At 64.0% G+C, this 13,271-nt stretch carries 15 protein-coding genes; 11 read left to right on the top strand and 4 right to left on the bottom strand.

The genetic code is table 11. The annotated features are described in order from the left end of the window. Positions 1-19: 19 nt before the first annotated feature. The 11 genes from FIV09_RS14790 to uvrC all read left to right on the top strand — a co-directional run bounded on the left by FIV09_RS14790 (position 20) and on the right by uvrC (position 10,539). A complete protein-coding gene (locus tag FIV09_RS14790; protein WP_152452637.1) occupies positions 20-625 on the top strand; it encodes a glutathione S-transferase in 606 nt (201 codons plus the stop codon). 421 nt (positions 626-1,046) lie between these two features. After that, on the top strand, positions 1,047-1,718 hold the full coding sequence (locus tag FIV09_RS14785) for a phosphatidylserine decarboxylase (RefSeq protein ID WP_152452635.1): 672 nt from the start codon (positions 1,047-1,049) through the stop codon (positions 1,716-1,718). After that, positions 1,715-2,476, top strand: coding sequence for a CDP-diacylglycerol--serine O-phosphatidyltransferase (gene pssA / locus FIV09_RS14780; protein WP_152451032.1), 762 nt, complete (start codon positions 1,715-1,717; stop codon positions 2,474-2,476). The genes FIV09_RS14785 and pssA overlap by 4 nt, the downstream gene beginning before the upstream one ends. 235 nt (positions 2,477-2,711) lie before the next feature. Beyond that, on the top strand, positions 2,712-3,275 hold the full coding sequence (petA, locus tag FIV09_RS14775; protein WP_152451030.1) for a ubiquinol-cytochrome c reductase iron-sulfur subunit: 564 nt from the start codon (positions 2,712-2,714) through the stop codon (positions 3,273-3,275). Between the two features lie 11 nt (positions 3,276-3,286). Next, on the top strand, positions 3,287-4,633 hold the full coding sequence (locus FIV09_RS14770) for a cytochrome b N-terminal domain-containing protein (RefSeq protein ID WP_152451028.1): 1,347 nt from the start codon (positions 3,287-3,289) through the stop codon (positions 4,631-4,633). Between the two features lie 19 nt (positions 4,634-4,652). Then, positions 4,653-5,447 (top strand): cytochrome c1, encoded by a 795-nt coding sequence (locus tag FIV09_RS14765; protein WP_152451026.1) that lies wholly within the window; start codon positions 4,653-4,655, stop codon positions 5,445-5,447. 182 nt (positions 5,448-5,629) lie between these two features. Further along, positions 5,630-6,424: a S49 family peptidase gene (locus FIV09_RS14760; protein ID WP_152451024.1), complete on the top strand. Its 795-nt coding sequence runs from the start codon at positions 5,630-5,632 to the stop codon at positions 6,422-6,424. Between the two features lies 1 nt (position 6,425). Next, a complete protein-coding gene (locus tag FIV09_RS20480) occupies positions 6,426-6,596 on the top strand; it encodes a hypothetical protein (RefSeq protein ID WP_172975746.1) in 171 nt (56 codons plus the stop codon). Then, positions 6,596-7,546, top strand: a complete 951-nt coding sequence (locus FIV09_RS14755) for a calcium/sodium antiporter (protein WP_152452633.1) — start codon at positions 6,596-6,598, stop codon at positions 7,544-7,546. Before FIV09_RS20480 ends, FIV09_RS14755 begins: the two co-directional genes overlap by 1 nt. Before the next feature lie 19 nt (positions 7,547-7,565). After that, positions 7,566-8,354, top strand: coding sequence for an SDR family oxidoreductase (locus FIV09_RS14750; protein WP_152451022.1), 789 nt, complete (start codon positions 7,566-7,568; stop codon positions 8,352-8,354). A 304-nt stretch (positions 8,355-8,658) separates the two neighbouring features. After that, entirely contained in the window at positions 8,659-10,539 is a 1,881-nt protein-coding gene (gene uvrC / locus FIV09_RS14745; protein WP_152451020.1) for an excinuclease ABC subunit UvrC, read from the top strand. A gap of 24 nt (positions 10,540-10,563) precedes the next feature. Here uvrC and FIV09_RS14740 read toward each other — a convergent pair whose 3' ends face one another. The 4 genes from FIV09_RS14740 to FIV09_RS14725 all read right to left on the bottom strand — a co-directional run bounded on the left by FIV09_RS14740 (position 10,564) and on the right by FIV09_RS14725 (position 13,166). Further along, on the bottom strand, positions 10,564-10,971 hold the full coding sequence (locus FIV09_RS14740) for a hypothetical protein (protein ID WP_152451018.1): 408 nt from the start codon (positions 10,969-10,971) through the stop codon (positions 10,564-10,566). Between the two features lie 67 nt (positions 10,972-11,038). Continuing rightward, the gene (locus tag FIV09_RS14735) at positions 11,039-11,488 is read right to left on the bottom strand and encodes a thioesterase family protein (protein ID WP_152451016.1); all 450 of its coding nucleotides are present in this window, start codon (positions 11,486-11,488) and stop codon (positions 11,039-11,041) included. After that, positions 11,488-12,258: a TIGR02186 family protein gene (locus FIV09_RS14730; protein ID WP_152451014.1), complete on the bottom strand. Its 771-nt coding sequence runs from the start codon at positions 12,256-12,258 to the stop codon at positions 11,488-11,490. The genes FIV09_RS14735 and FIV09_RS14730 overlap by 1 nt, the downstream gene beginning before the upstream one ends. Then, positions 12,255-13,166 (bottom strand): sulfite exporter TauE/SafE family protein, encoded by a 912-nt coding sequence (locus FIV09_RS14725; protein ID WP_152451012.1) that lies wholly within the window; start codon positions 13,164-13,166, stop codon positions 12,255-12,257. The genes FIV09_RS14730 and FIV09_RS14725 overlap by 4 nt, the downstream gene beginning before the upstream one ends. Between the last annotated feature and the right edge of the window lie 105 nt (positions 13,167-13,271).

Here is a 13,271-nt window from a genome sequence, read left to right as displayed (position 1 = left end):
AGGAAAGGCCCCGGCCATGATGAAACTCTACAAGCTCAGCCCGTCGCCTTACGTGCGCAAGGTGCATGTCACCCTGATAGAGACGGGGCTCATCGATCAGGTCGAGCTGGTGGCGGGGGCCAATTCGCCGCTCGACCCCGATCCCGAACTGACCGCCTTGAACCCGATCGGGAAGATCCCGGCGCTGGTGCGCGACGATGGCGGCACGCTCTATGATAGCCGGGTGATCTGCCGCTATCTCGATCATGTGGCGGGGGCTGGCCTTTATCCCGAGAGCCGGGTCTGGGACGTGCTGACGCTGGAGGCCACGGCGGACGGGATCCTGGATGCGGCGCTGGCGATGACCTACGAGGCGCGCTTCCGCGAGGGTGATCTCTATTGGCCCGAATGGGTGGAGGCGCAATGGGGCAAGATCGCCCGCGCGCTTGATGCGCTGGAGGGCCGCTGGATCAGCCATCTCGCGGGACCCCTCGATGCGGGGCAGATCGCGGTGGGTTGCGCGCTGGGCTATCTCGACCTGCGTCATGACGCGCGCGGCTGGCGGGACGGGCATCCGTCGCTGGCGCGTTGGTACGAGGGCTTCGCCGCGCGGCCTTCGATGCAGGAGACAGTGCCGCAGGGGTAGAGGCAGGCTGACCCGAGCGATTGAACACTGCATAATGAGCGCGGAATCAAGGCTGCTTGAAGCCGCCGCGCTCCAGCGCCGATCCGGCCCGACCGGATTGGCGCTTTGGTGCCGCTGGCGCATCGCATGAGCGACATGCAGACCTGACGAGATAAAGCGCAAAGCACAATCGGTGCAGCGCCAACCCGCCGGACCGGCGCTTCCCAAGTGCGGCGAAGCCGGGCGCCGTAACCCACCCCAGCCCACACCGTGGCGTCTCTGTCCCGGACCCGATCCAGGACCTGGGATCGGATGCCGCACCGCGCCGATTTGCGCCGGAGGCCCCGGATCACGTCCTGGGCCACGTCGGGCGAGACCCTTGCACCGGCGCGCGCCCTTGGATACCCGATCAGGCGACATTCCGAACCTGAAAGGCCGCCCCATGCGGATGCGCGACACCTTCCTCAAACCCATGCACCCCGAAGGGCGCCGCTTCGTGGCGATTTTCGCCGCGATCACGCTGGTGCTGTTCCTGATCTGGGAGCCCTTGGGCTGGATCGGCGTGGGCCTGACGATCTGGTGCTACTACTTCTTCCGTGACCCCGAGCGGGTGACGCCGGACCGCGCGGGCCTCGTGATCTCGCCCGCCGATGGCATCGTGTCGCTGATCGAAGAGGTCACGCCGCCTGCCGAGCTTGGGCTGTCCGAGGACAAGCGCCTGCGCGTGTCGGTCTTCATGTCCGTCTTCAATTGCCACGTGAACCGCGCGCCGGTCGCGGGCCGTGTGAAAACAGTGGCTTACACCCCGGGCAAGTTCCTCAATGCCTCGCTCGACAAGGCGTCGGAGGACAATGAGCGCAACGGCATGGTCATCACCATGGCGGACGGCCGCGATCTGGGTGTCGTGCAGATCGCGGGGCTCGTGGCGCGCCGCATCCTGTGTTTCACCCAGGAGGGTGCCGAGATCGCGCGGGGCGAGCGCTTCGGCCTCATTCGCTTCGGATCGCGCCTCGATGTCTACCTGCCGCCGGGTGTCACGCCGGACGTGGCCATCGGCCAGACCATGATCGCGGGCGAGACCGTGATCGCACGGCTCGATGGAGCGGCCGAATGACCGACGGGCCGCGCGGGGACAAGCTGACGCTGGTCCAGCTTATTCCCAACATGCTGACGGTGACGGCGATCGGCCTCGGGCTGACATCGATCCGCTTCGGCCTATCCGAGAGGTGGGAGCTTGCGGTCCTGATGATTCTGCTGGCCGCGATCCTCGACGGGATGGACGGGCGGCTTGCCCGCGCGCTGGGATCGGACAGCAAGATGGGCGCAGAACTGGACAGCCTGGCCGATTTCCTGAATTTCGGCGTGGCGCCGGGCCTGATCCTGTATCTCTGGGCGCTGGACGGCCTGCGCGGTTTCGGCTGGCTTGCGGTGCTTGTCTACGCGATCTGCTGCGTCATGCGGCTCGCGCGGTTCAACGTCGCCCGCAAGGAAGAGAGCCCCGGCGGCAAGGGTGGGGACAGTGCCTATTTCATCGGTGTACCGTCGCCTGCGGGGGCGATGCTCGCGATGTTGCCGATGTTCGTCTCCTTCGCCTTCGCGGACGGATTTGCGGACGGGCCGGTGCTGCCCGACCTGCTTCTGGCGCTTTACGTGATGGGAATCGGCCTCCTGATGGTCAGCCGGGTCCCGACCTGGTCGTTCAAGACGACCCGCGTGCCGCGCCGGAACGTGAAGCTGTTCCTGGTGGGCTTCGCCATCGCGGGCGCGGTTCTGTTCACCTATGCGTGGATCAGCCTCGTGGCGCTTTGCGTGGCCTACGTGACCGTCGTGATCGTCAAGCTTTTCGCCCTGCGCCGCCGGATCAAACCCTGATTCCCGCATCCTTGTCGGTGCCCCATGCCGCGTTGCCCGTCGCGGGCGGTGCGCGACGAATGTCCCCCTCACAGGCGCATGTAGACCCGCGACACATGGGCGCTTTTGTTCAATATGCGGGTTTTGGGTTCTGGACGGGCCGGCGAAGGGCCGCTAGGTAGCTCGTCAGAACTATAGGTCCGTCTTGGACCATGTCGTCTTGCCGCTTTGCCGGCGCCAGAACGGAGAAAACCTCGTGTCGAATGCAGAAGATCACGCAGGCACCCGGAGGGACTTCCTCTATTATGCCACCGCCGGTGCCGGTGCTGTCGCTACCGGAGCGGCCGTTTGGCCGCTCGTCAACCAGATGAACCCCAGCGCCGACGTGCGCGCCCTGTCGACCATCCGGGTCGATGTCGGCGCGGTCGCCGAAGGCTCGCAGATCACCGTGCAATGGCTCGGCAAGCCCGTGTTCATCCGCAACCGCGGTCAGGCCGAGATCGAGGAGGCCCGGTCGGTCGACCTGTCCGATCTGCCCGATCCCGTTGCCCGCAACGAGAACATCCAGGGCGAGGCCGAGGCCACCGACGAGAACCGCACCCTCGACGAAGAGGGCCGCTGGCTCGTCATGATGGGTGTCTGCACCCATCTCGGCTGCGTCCCGCTCGGCAATGGCGCCGGCGACTACAATGGTTGGTTCTGCCCCTGCCACGGTTCGCACTACGACGCCGCAGGGCGCATCCGTCGCGGTCCCGCGCCGACCAACCTGCCGGTTCCGCTCGCAGAGTTTGTTGACGACACCACAATCCTGCTCGGTTAAGGAGAGTATTAATGGCTGGTATTCCACACGACCATTATGAACCGAAGACCGGGGGCGAGAAGTGGCTTCACTCGCGCCTGCCGATCGTCGGTCTCATGTACGACACTCTGATGATCCCCACGCCCAAGAACCTCAACTGGATGTGGATCTGGGGCATCGTGCTGACCTTCACGCTGGTCCTGCAGATCATCACCGGCATCACGCTCGTGATGCACTACACGCCTGACGCGGATCTGGCCTTCGCCTCGATCGAGCATATCATGCGCGACGTGAACGGTGGCTGGGCGCTGCGCTACATCCACATGAACGGCGCGTCGCTGTTCTTCGTGGCCGTTTACGCGCACATCTTCCGCTCGCTCTACTACGGCTCCTACAAGGCGCCGCGCGAAGTGACCTGGATCATCGGCATCCTGATCTATCTGTTGATGATGGGCACCGCCTTCATGGGCTACGTTCTGCCCTGGGGTCAGATGTCCTTCTGGGGTGCGACCGTGATCACCGGCCTCTTCGGCGCCGTGCCGTTCATCGGTGAGACGCTGCAGACCTGGCTGCTGGGCGGACCCGCGGTTGGCAACTACACGCTGACGCGCTTCTTCTCGCTGCACTACCTGATGCCCTTCCTCATTCTGGGCCTCGTGATCGTGCACATCTGGGCCTTCCACACCACGGGCAACAACAACCCCACCGGTGTCGAAGTGCGCCGCACCTCGAAGGCGGATGCCGAGAAGGACACCGTGCCCTTCTGGCCCTATTACGTGATCAAGGACCTGTTCGCCTTGGCGATCATCCTGGCCGTGTTCTTTGCCATCGTGGGCTTCATGCCGAACTACCTCGGCCACCCCGACAATTACGTCGAGGCGAACCCGCTGGCGACGCCCGCGCATATCGTTCCGGAATGGTACTTCCTGCCCTTCTACGCGATCCTGCGTGCCTTTGACGGCGATGTCTGGGTCGTGATCGCGGCAAGCTGGCTGACCGGCGGCATCATCGATGCGAAGTTCTTCGGTGTGCTCGCGATGTTCGGCGCAATCGTCGTGATGGCGCTGGCACCGTGGCTCGACACGTCGACCGTCCGCTCGGGCCGCTACCGTCCGCAGTTCAAGTGGTGGTTCTGGCTGCTGGTCATCGACTTCTTCGTGCTGATGTGGGCAGGCGCCATGCCGGCCGAGGGGATCTATCCCTACATCGCGCTGATCGGGTCGGCCTACTGGTTCGCCTACTTCCTGGTCATCCTGCCGCTCCTCGGCGTGTTCGAAAAGCCGCTCGCACGGCCCGACACGATCGAAGCCGACTTCGAGGCCCACAAGGCCGCGTCGGGTGGCACGAAGACCGCACCGTCCGTTGCTCCGGCCGAATAAGAAAGGATCGGAAACCGTGATGTTCAAGAAAACCCTCCTGACCGCCCTCGTGGCGATGGGTCTCTCTGCCGGCGGTGCATATGCCGCCGGCTCCGAGGGCGAAGTCATCAACTACGACTTCTCCTTCGAAGGCCCCTTCGGGACTTACGACCAGAACCAGCTGCAGCGCGGCCTTCAGGTCTACACCCAGGTCTGCTCTGCCTGCCACGGCATGCAGTATGTCTCCTTCCGTTCCTTGCAGTGGGAGGATGGCCCAGGCTTCTCCGAGGCCGAGGTGCGCGCCTATGCGGAGCAGAACTTCGAAGTCTATGACGCGGAAGAGGACGATTTCCGTCCCGCGACCCCGGTCGACAACTTCCCGGCCAACGATGCGGTCGGCGCGCCCGACCTGTCGCTGATGGCGAAGGCCCGCGCTGGTTTCCACGGCCCCTACGGCCTTGGCATCAATCAGTTCTTCAAGGGCATGGGCGGTCCGGAATACATCGCATCGCTGCTGACCGGCTATACTGGTGAGACGATCGAGCAGGCGGGCACCGTGCTTTACGAAAACACCGCCTATCCGGGTGGCTACATCAACATGGCGCCGCCGCTCTATGGCGATGACGTGGAATATGCCAACCCCGATATCGAGGTCACCATCGAGCAGCAGGCGCAGGACGTCGCCGCGTTCCTGATGTGGACCGCCGAGCCGAAGCTGATGGCCCGCAAGCAGGCCGGTTTCGTGGGTGTTGTCTTCCTGACGATCCTGTCGGTGCTTCTGTACCTGACGAACAAGCGTCTCTGGAAGCCGATCAAGGCCCGCGCCAAGGAGTGATCCTTGTCGGACAGAACTTGGAAAGGCCCCGCTTCGGCGGGGTCTTTTCGTTTGAGCCCCGATCCCCGCGCGTGATGCGATACTTTGCGCGGCGACGCGAACGGCCCCCAGGGGGCATCTTCCGCCCGCGGAGCTTTGCCCGCCCCTTGTTTAAGGGCCATCCGCAATCTAAGTCCAAACACATGAAAAATCCGCTTTCCCTCTTCAAGAAAGGCCCGACCGTTTCGGTCGTACGGCTGCAAGGCGCAATCGGCATGGGACGGGCCAGCCTGTCGGACCGGTCGGTCGCGGATATGCTCGACAAGGCGTTCAGTCGGGGCAAACCGAAAGCCGTCGCGCTCGAGATCAATTCGCCGGGCGGCTCGCCCGTGCAATCCTCGCTGATCGGGGCGCGCATCCGCCGCCTCGCCGAAGAGAAGGACGTGCCGGTCGTGGCCTTCGTGGAGGATGTCGCGGCGTCGGGCGGTTACTGGATCGCCTCGGCGGCCGATGAGATTTACGCCGATGACAGCTCCATTCTGGGCTCCATCGGGGTCATCTCCGCAGGCTTCGGCGCGCATGTCTTCCTGCAGCGCCAAGGCTTCGAGCGGCGCGTGCACACGGCCGGCAAATCGAAGTCGATGATGGACCCGTTCCGCCCCGAGAAGGAGGAGGATATCGAACGTCTCAACCGCCTTCTGGAAGAGCTGCACGGCAATTTCATCGGCCATGTGAAGGCGCGCCGCGAGGGCAAGCTCGCCGATAATCCGGACCTCTTCACCGGCGAGGTCTGGCTTGGCCAAAGCGCGGTCGAGGTCGGGCTTGCGGACGGTATCGGCCATCTTGAGACGGAGATGAAGAAACGCTTCGGCAAGGACGTGAAGTTCCGCCGTTACGGGCAGAAGCGCGGCCTGCTGAGCCGCTTCGGGGCCGAGGCCGCCGAGAGTGCCTTCCACCAGATCGAGGAGCGTGCCTCCTTCGCGCGCTACGGCCTCTGACGTGATCGTAAAGATCGTTCTCCTCTTCCTGATCTTCATGGGCGTGCTGGCGATGTTCGGCAAGCTGCGGGTGCCCGGTGCCAAGCAGCTCGCGAGCCGCAAGTGCCGCTCCTGCGGGCGCTTCAGGATCGGCAAGGGCCCCTGTCCCTGCGGGAAAGGGGGGCGGACATGATGGTATACGTGACCGGCCTGCTGGGGCTGGGCATCCTGCTTCTGGCGGGCGACGCGCTGGTGAAGGGGGCTGTGAACCTCGCGCTGCGTCTGGGTGTGCCTGCGCTGATCGTCAGCCTGACCATCGTGGCCTTCGGCACCTCCGCGCCGGAGCTGCTGATCTCGATCAAGGCGGCCCTTGAAGGCGTGCCCGGCATCGCGATGGGCAACGTTGTGGGGTCCAACACGGCCAATGTGCTGATGGTGCTGGGCATTCCCGCATTGCTGGCGGTCATGCACACATCGAGCCATGACACGCGCAAAAGCTACTGGATCATGCTGGCCTCGACCTTCCTGTTCATCGCGCTGGCGTTCCGGGGCGTGTTCGACTGGATCGCGGGGCTGATCCTCGTCGGGGTGCTTGCGCTGATCCTGGGCGATGCCTTTCGGGACAGCCTGAAGCACCGCAACGGCGCGATGGATGCGGCCGAGGACGAAGATGACCTCGAAGGTGCCGATCCGAACATGCCGTGGTGGAAGGTCATTCTGTTCCTGGCACTCGGCCTGATTGGCCTGCCTGTCGGGGCGGATCTGCTGGTCGACAGCGCGCGGATCATCGCCATGCGTTTCGGGGTGTCGGACACGGTGATCGGCCTGACGCTCGTGGCCATTGGCACGTCGCTGCCCGAGCTTGCGACCACCGTCTCGGCGGCGTTGCGCAAACAGGCGGATGTGGCGCTTGGCAATGTCATCGGGTCGAACATGTTCAACCTTCTGGCCATCATCGGCGTTGCCAGCCTGATTGCGCCCATCGATGTCGATGCGGAATTCCTGCGCTTCGATCTGTGGGTGATGCTGGCCGCGTCGCTGCTGCTGGTGCCCTTCGTCCTGATGGGGCGCGACCTGACGCGGATCTGGGGCGTGATCTTGACCGCGCTCTATGTGGCCTACGTGCTCTACGTGTTGAGCTGACAGAGCAGGAGAGACAGGTATGAGCCATGCAAAACGCGCCATCGTCACAGGCGCCGGACACCGGCTGGGCCGCGCCATGGCGCTGTATCTGGCCGACCGCGGCCTGGATGTCGTGGTGCATTACAACAGCTCCGGCGATGCCGCTGAGGAGGTCGCAGGGCTCATCCGCGACAAGGGCCGCAAGGCCGCAACCGTGGGTGCGGACCTTCTGGACGAAGCGGCGGTGCAGCGCGTCGTGCCTGAAGCGGCCGAGGCTCTGGGCGGACCGATCACGCATCTCGTCAACAACGCCTCGATCTTCGAATATGACACACTGGAAACCGCGACCCGCGACAGCTGGGACCGGCATATCGAGAGCAACCTGCGGGCGCCCTTCGCGCTGACGCAGGCCCTGGCCGCACAGATCCCCCCAGCCGAGGCGGACGAGAACGGAGAGCCCGTGGCCCAGGGCCTCGTGGTGAACATGATCGACCAGCGAGTGCGCAAGCTGACGCCGGAATTCATGACCTACACGATTGCGAAGATGGGTCTCTGGGCCTTCACGCAGACCGCAGCACAGGGACTCGCGCCCAATGTGCGGGTCAATGCCATCGGACCGGGCCCCACGCTTCAAGGTGGACGTCAGAGCGATTCGCATTTTGCCAAGCAGCGGGCGGCGACGATTCTGTCCCGGGGGGCGAATATTGCCGATATCACCGGGGCGCTTGGCTATTTCGTCGATTCGCCCGCCGTTACGGGGCAGCTTCTGTGCATCGATGGCGGTCAGCACCTTGGATGGGAAACGCCGGACGTGGTTGGTGTGGAATAGCTTCCCCAAGGTCAGGTTATGCACCGCGGCCGGGCTTTCCTTACAACGTCTGAAAAATCCAATGAATTTCAGGGCGATGTGCGATAGGCAAAATATTATGACGTAAAATCAGTGCGTTATAAAATCGCCTAAAAATTGAGCAAGTTAACAAAACTGTCGTAAACAAAGGGAAATTTCGCCTGATCCAAAATTTCCCCATAGGTTTATCCACAGGTTCCGTGGATGCAAAATGGCTTGAACCGGGACCGCGACAATTGCAGCGCAGAAAGCGAATCGCCTCAATACAGAGAATCATGAAGATCCGATGACTGACGCCAATTCCGAGAGCGAAAGCGACACGCCCCTGCGCGGGCACGAGTGCATCCAGAGTTACCTCAAGACGCTGGATTCCTCGCCCGGTGTCTACCGGATGCTCGATGAGCAGAGCCGCGTTCTCTATGTGGGCAAGGCCCGCAACCTGAAGGCGCGGGTGTCGAATTACGCGCGGCCCTCGGGGCATTCGCGGCGCATCGCGCGGATGATTTCGGATACGGCGTCGATGATGTTCCTCACGACGCGCACCGAGACCGAAGCGCTGCTGCTCGAGCAGAACCTGATCAAGCAGCTCAAGCCCAAGTTCAACGTGCTCCTGCGCGACGACAAGTCGTTCCCGAACATCCTCGTGACCGGCGATCACAGCTATCCGCAGATCAAGAAGCATCGGGGCGCCAAGCGGGAAAAGGGGTCCTATTACGGCCCCTTCGCCAGCGCGGGTGCGGTGAACCGGACGCTGAACCAGCTGCAGAAGGTGTTCCTGCTGCGCAATTGCTCGGATTCGGTGTTCGAGACGCGCACGCGACCCTGTCTTCTGCATCAGATCAAACGCTGCAGCGCGCCCTGCGTGGGCCGCATCTCGGAGGCCGAGTATGCAGAGACGGTGCGCGACGCCGAACGGTTCCTGTCGGGGCGCGACACGAAGATCCAGGAGACGCTGGCCGCGCAGATGGCGGAGGCGTCCGAGGCGATGGAGTTCGAACGCGCCGCCGCCCTGCGCGACCGCATCCGCGCGCTGACGCAGGTGCAATCGGTGCAGGGCATCAACCCGCGCGGCGTCTCGGAGGCGGACATCATCGCGCTCCATATGGAGCATGGGCAGGCCTGCGTGCAGGTCTTCTTCATCCGGGCCAACCAGAACTGGGGCAACCGCGATTTCTACCCCCGCGTGGGCGAGGATGTGGATGCCGCCGAGGTGCTGGAAGCCTTCATCGGTCAGTTCTACGACACGAAGGAACCGCCCCGGCAGCTGATCCTGAGCCACGGGATCGAGAACCCGGATCTGATGTGCGAGCTCTTGAGCGAAAAGCTGGGTCGCAAGGTCGAGATCCTCGTGCCGCAACGGGGCGAGAAGGCCGAACTGGTCGAGGGGGCGGCGCGCAATGCCCGCGAGAGCCTCGCGCGGAAGATGTCGGAAACCGCGACGCAGACAAAGCTTCTGCGCGGGCTGGCGGAAGCTTTCGGTCTCGATACGCCGCCCGAGCGGGTCGAGGTCTACGACAACAGCCACATCCAGGGCACGAACGCGGTCGGCGGCATGATCGTCGCGGGGCCGGAGGGTTTCCTGAAAAGCCAGTACCGCAAGTTCAACATCAAGGGTGAAGACCTCGTGCCGGGCGACGATTTCGGCATGATGAAAGAGGTGCTGACCCGGCGGTTCAAGCGGCTTCAGAAGGAAGATCCGGACCGTGAAAAGGGCATGTGGCCGGACCTACTGCTGATCGACGGCGGGGCCGGGCAGGTCTCGGCGGTGCATGAGATCATGGCCGAATACGGGGTCGAGGACATCCCCATGGTGGGTGTGGCCAAGGGCATCGACCGGGATGCGGGCAAGGAGGAATTCCACCGCATCGGCCAGCGGCCCTTCGCGCTTCGGCACAACGACCCGGTTCTGTACTTCGTCCAACGGATGCGGGACGAGGCGCACCGCTTTGCCATCGGCACGCACCGCGCGAAGCGCGCAAAGTCGATGGGGAAGAACCCGCTCGACGAGATCTCGGGCGTGGGGGCGTCGCGCAAGCGCGCACTTCTGGCGCATTTCGGATCCGCGAAGGCCGTGAGCCGCGCGAACCTCGCCGATCTCAAGGCGGTCGAGGGCGTGTCAGAGGCGCTGGCCGAACGGATCTACGGATTCTTCCACGAAAAGGGCTGATGCCGCAGGCGCAGGCGCGCGGCGTTATTGGATCGACAGGTTGAGATCGAAGCCGGTCGTGGCGCCGGTGTCGCGGTCATTGCCCATCTGGTAGACCCGGATCGTGTAGGTTCCGGTCTCGGGCAGGTCGATCGTCGCCGTGGTGCCATAGGTGGAGCCGTTATAGATCGCGACCCCGTCGCTGCCGGGTGGCAGGAGATTGAAATAGACAGTGCCGTTGCCGGTGCTGTCGCCGACCACAAGCTCGATGAACATTTCCTGTCCTTCGGACGCGCCAAGCCTGAAGTCGTGGTATTCGTCTCCGGTGATCGTGCCGGAGACGCGCGTGCCGAAATTACCGGTATCGAAACGGACATCGCTGGTCATCTGCGCCTGTGCGGCAGAGAGCGCGAGTGCGAACGACATGGAGAGGGCGAGTGTCAGGCGAAGCATCTTGGCGCGTCCTCGTGTTTGAAACCGTCACCAGACTACCATGAAATGCCGATCACAGGGACGGGTTTCAGCCTCCTGCCGCCTCGGGCACCGCGATGCGGGACAGCCGCGCGCGCAGATCGCCCGGAATGGGCGTCGGGCGGGTATCCGCGCCGGTCAGCACGTTGACGAAGAAGCCGAGGCTTGCGGCCTCCTCCTCGCCCTCGCGGAATAGCCCGACCTCGATCCGGTAGGACGATCCGCCCAGACGCGCGATCCTGAGGCCTGCGCTCAGCGCGTCGGGAAAGCCCACCTCGCGGAAATAGGTGCAGCCGTTCTCGACCACCACGAAGCGCCAGGCATCGGGGCCGCGGACATTGATGCCGTTCTCCATCTGCCAATAGGTGATCGCGGTATCGAAGAGCTCAAAATAGGTGGCGTTGTTGAGATGGCCGTATTCGTCATTGTCGTTCCAGCGCGTCTGCAGCGGCACGAAGGCGGGAAAATCGGCGCGGAGGGGCGGCGGCGTGCGCGGCATCAGGACCTCAGAAGTTGCGTGACGGCGGAGGCAGTCCAGCCCGCGACGAGGGCGATCACCACCGCCAGAAGGCCGTAGAGCAGCGGCTGGCCCTGCGAGAGATTGTAGAGCCAGCGGCCAAGCCCGATCTTGCGCACCTCGATATCGCGCGCCATCTGGCCTACGACGCGGCCCTCCCGGGTCAGGAAGATGCGGGTCTGGTAGGTGCCCTCGGTCAGGTTCGCGGGCAATTGCACGCGAGTGGAAAAAAGCGTCTGTTCGCGGACCGATACCGCGCCATCGTTGAGCCGGTATTGCCCTCCGGCCTCCCGGATGCGGATTACGGCATCAGTGAAGACCTGCGCATTCTCCACCTCCACCGGCGCGCCCACCGACCGGATCGCGCGCGGGATGGAGACGTGGTGGCGCAGGTCCTCGACATTGCTGAGCACCTCGCCGAAGGGCCGCGTCGTGGCCACGGCGTAGAAGGACGGGGCGAGGTCGACCTCGACCGCATCGGTATTGACCCAGACGCCCAGGACGCGCGCCTTGCGGTAGACCGTGAGCGGCACATAGGGCCCCTCCACCGTGATGACGACGTCGAGCGTACTGTCGTCCGGGATCGCGTCTTCGCGTTTCACTGCCCCGTAGATCAGAAGGTCGGAGCCGTCGAAATTGGTGGAGATCGAGACGCTGTCCTGGCTGAGATCGAGGACCACGTCCTCGGCCGCCTTTGCGGGCAGGGCAGCAGCCAGAAGCATCGCGGCAAGGGCCAGAAGGCGGCGCATCATCCGGCCTCCGTGATAACGTAAAGCTCGTCCGGGGTCAGGAACAGATCGAGGCCGAGCTTGAAGCAGACCGCGAGGACGAGAGAGGCGAGAAGGATGCGCAACTGCTCCGCCTTGAGCTTGGAGCCCACGACAGCGCCCACCTGCGCACCCAGAACGCCGCCGGCAATGAGCGCCACGGCCAGAACGATGTCGACGGTCTGCGTGGTCGTGGCATGGAGAAGCGTGGTGAAGGCGGTCACGAAGATGATCTGAAAGAGCGACGTGCCGATCACAACCTTCGTGGGCATGCCCAGAAGGTAGATCATCGCGGGCACCATGATGAAGCCGCCGCCCACGCCCATGATCGCCGCCAGAACGCCCACCGCTGCACCAACGAGAAGGGGCGGAATGGCCGAGATATAGAGCCCCGAGGCGCGGAAGCGCATCTTGAAGGGCAGGCCGTGCACCCAGACATGGCTGTGCCGCTTCTTGCGCTTGCCGCCGGATTTCGAGCGGCGCATCGCGTTGACGCTTTCGACGAACATCAGCCCGCCGATGATCCCGAGGAAGATCACGTAGGCGAGGCGCACGAGCAGATCGACCTGACCCTGCTCCTTCAGGAAATTGAACACCCAGACGCCGAAGCCCGAGCCCACGAGCCCGCCTGCGAGCAGGACCACGCCCATGCGCAGATCGACCGTGCGGCGTTTGAGATGCGCCATAACGCCCGAGACCGAGGAGGCGACGATCTGGTTGGCGCCGGTGGCCACCGCCACGGCGGGGGGAATGCCCATGAAGAACAAGAGCGGCGTGATCAGAAAGCCGCCGCCCACGCCGAACATCCCCGACAGCATGCCGACCAGCGTACCGAGCCCCAAGAGGAGGATCAGGTTGACCGAAACTTCGGCGATGGGGAGGTAAAGCTGCATGGGTCCAGAATGTGCCGCCTTGCAGCGAAAGGCAACGTGATCTGGATGTGTGCGGAGCTTAGGCTCCGCACGCCGGTCATGTTGCAGGCGCGTGGCGCCTGCGCC

This window comes from Roseivivax sp. THAF197b, assembly GCF_009363255.1.
Lineage (GTDB): Bacteria > Pseudomonadota > Alphaproteobacteria > Rhodobacterales > Rhodobacteraceae > Roseivivax.
This window is presented reverse-complemented; position numbering and strand designations above follow the sequence as displayed.

Coding starts and splice junctions, on each gene's coding strand:
- FIV09_RS14760 (WP_152451024.1), top strand. CDS start 5,630: ATGAAAAATCCGCTTTCCCTCTTCAAGAAAGGCCCGACCGTTTCGGTC.
- FIV09_RS14770 (WP_152451028.1), top strand. CDS start 3,287: ATGGCTGGTATTCCACACGACCATTATGAACCGAAGACCGGGGGCGAG.
- FIV09_RS14730 (WP_152451014.1), bottom strand. CDS start 12,258: ATGATGCGCCGCCTTCTGGCCCTTGCCGCGATGCTTCTGGCTGCTGCC.
- FIV09_RS14735 (WP_152451016.1), bottom strand. CDS start 11,488: ATGCCGCGCACGCCGCCGCCCCTCCGCGCCGATTTTCCCGCCTTCGTG.
- FIV09_RS14725 (WP_152451012.1), bottom strand. CDS start 13,166: ATGCAGCTTTACCTCCCCATCGCCGAAGTTTCGGTCAACCTGATCCTC.
- FIV09_RS14785 (WP_152452635.1), top strand. CDS start 1,047: ATGCGGATGCGCGACACCTTCCTCAAACCCATGCACCCCGAAGGGCGC.
- pssA (WP_152451032.1), top strand. CDS start 1,715: ATGACCGACGGGCCGCGCGGGGACAAGCTGACGCTGGTCCAGCTTATT.
- FIV09_RS14755 (WP_152452633.1), top strand. CDS start 6,596: ATGGTATACGTGACCGGCCTGCTGGGGCTGGGCATCCTGCTTCTGGCG.
- FIV09_RS14740 (WP_152451018.1), bottom strand. CDS start 10,971: ATGCTTCGCCTGACACTCGCCCTCTCCATGTCGTTCGCACTCGCGCTC.
- FIV09_RS14750 (WP_152451022.1), top strand. CDS start 7,566: ATGAGCCATGCAAAACGCGCCATCGTCACAGGCGCCGGACACCGGCTG.
- uvrC (WP_152451020.1), top strand. CDS start 8,659: ATGACTGACGCCAATTCCGAGAGCGAAAGCGACACGCCCCTGCGCGGG.
- FIV09_RS14765 (WP_152451026.1), top strand. CDS start 4,653: ATGTTCAAGAAAACCCTCCTGACCGCCCTCGTGGCGATGGGTCTCTCT.
- FIV09_RS14790 (WP_152452637.1), top strand. CDS start 20: ATGAAACTCTACAAGCTCAGCCCGTCGCCTTACGTGCGCAAGGTGCAT.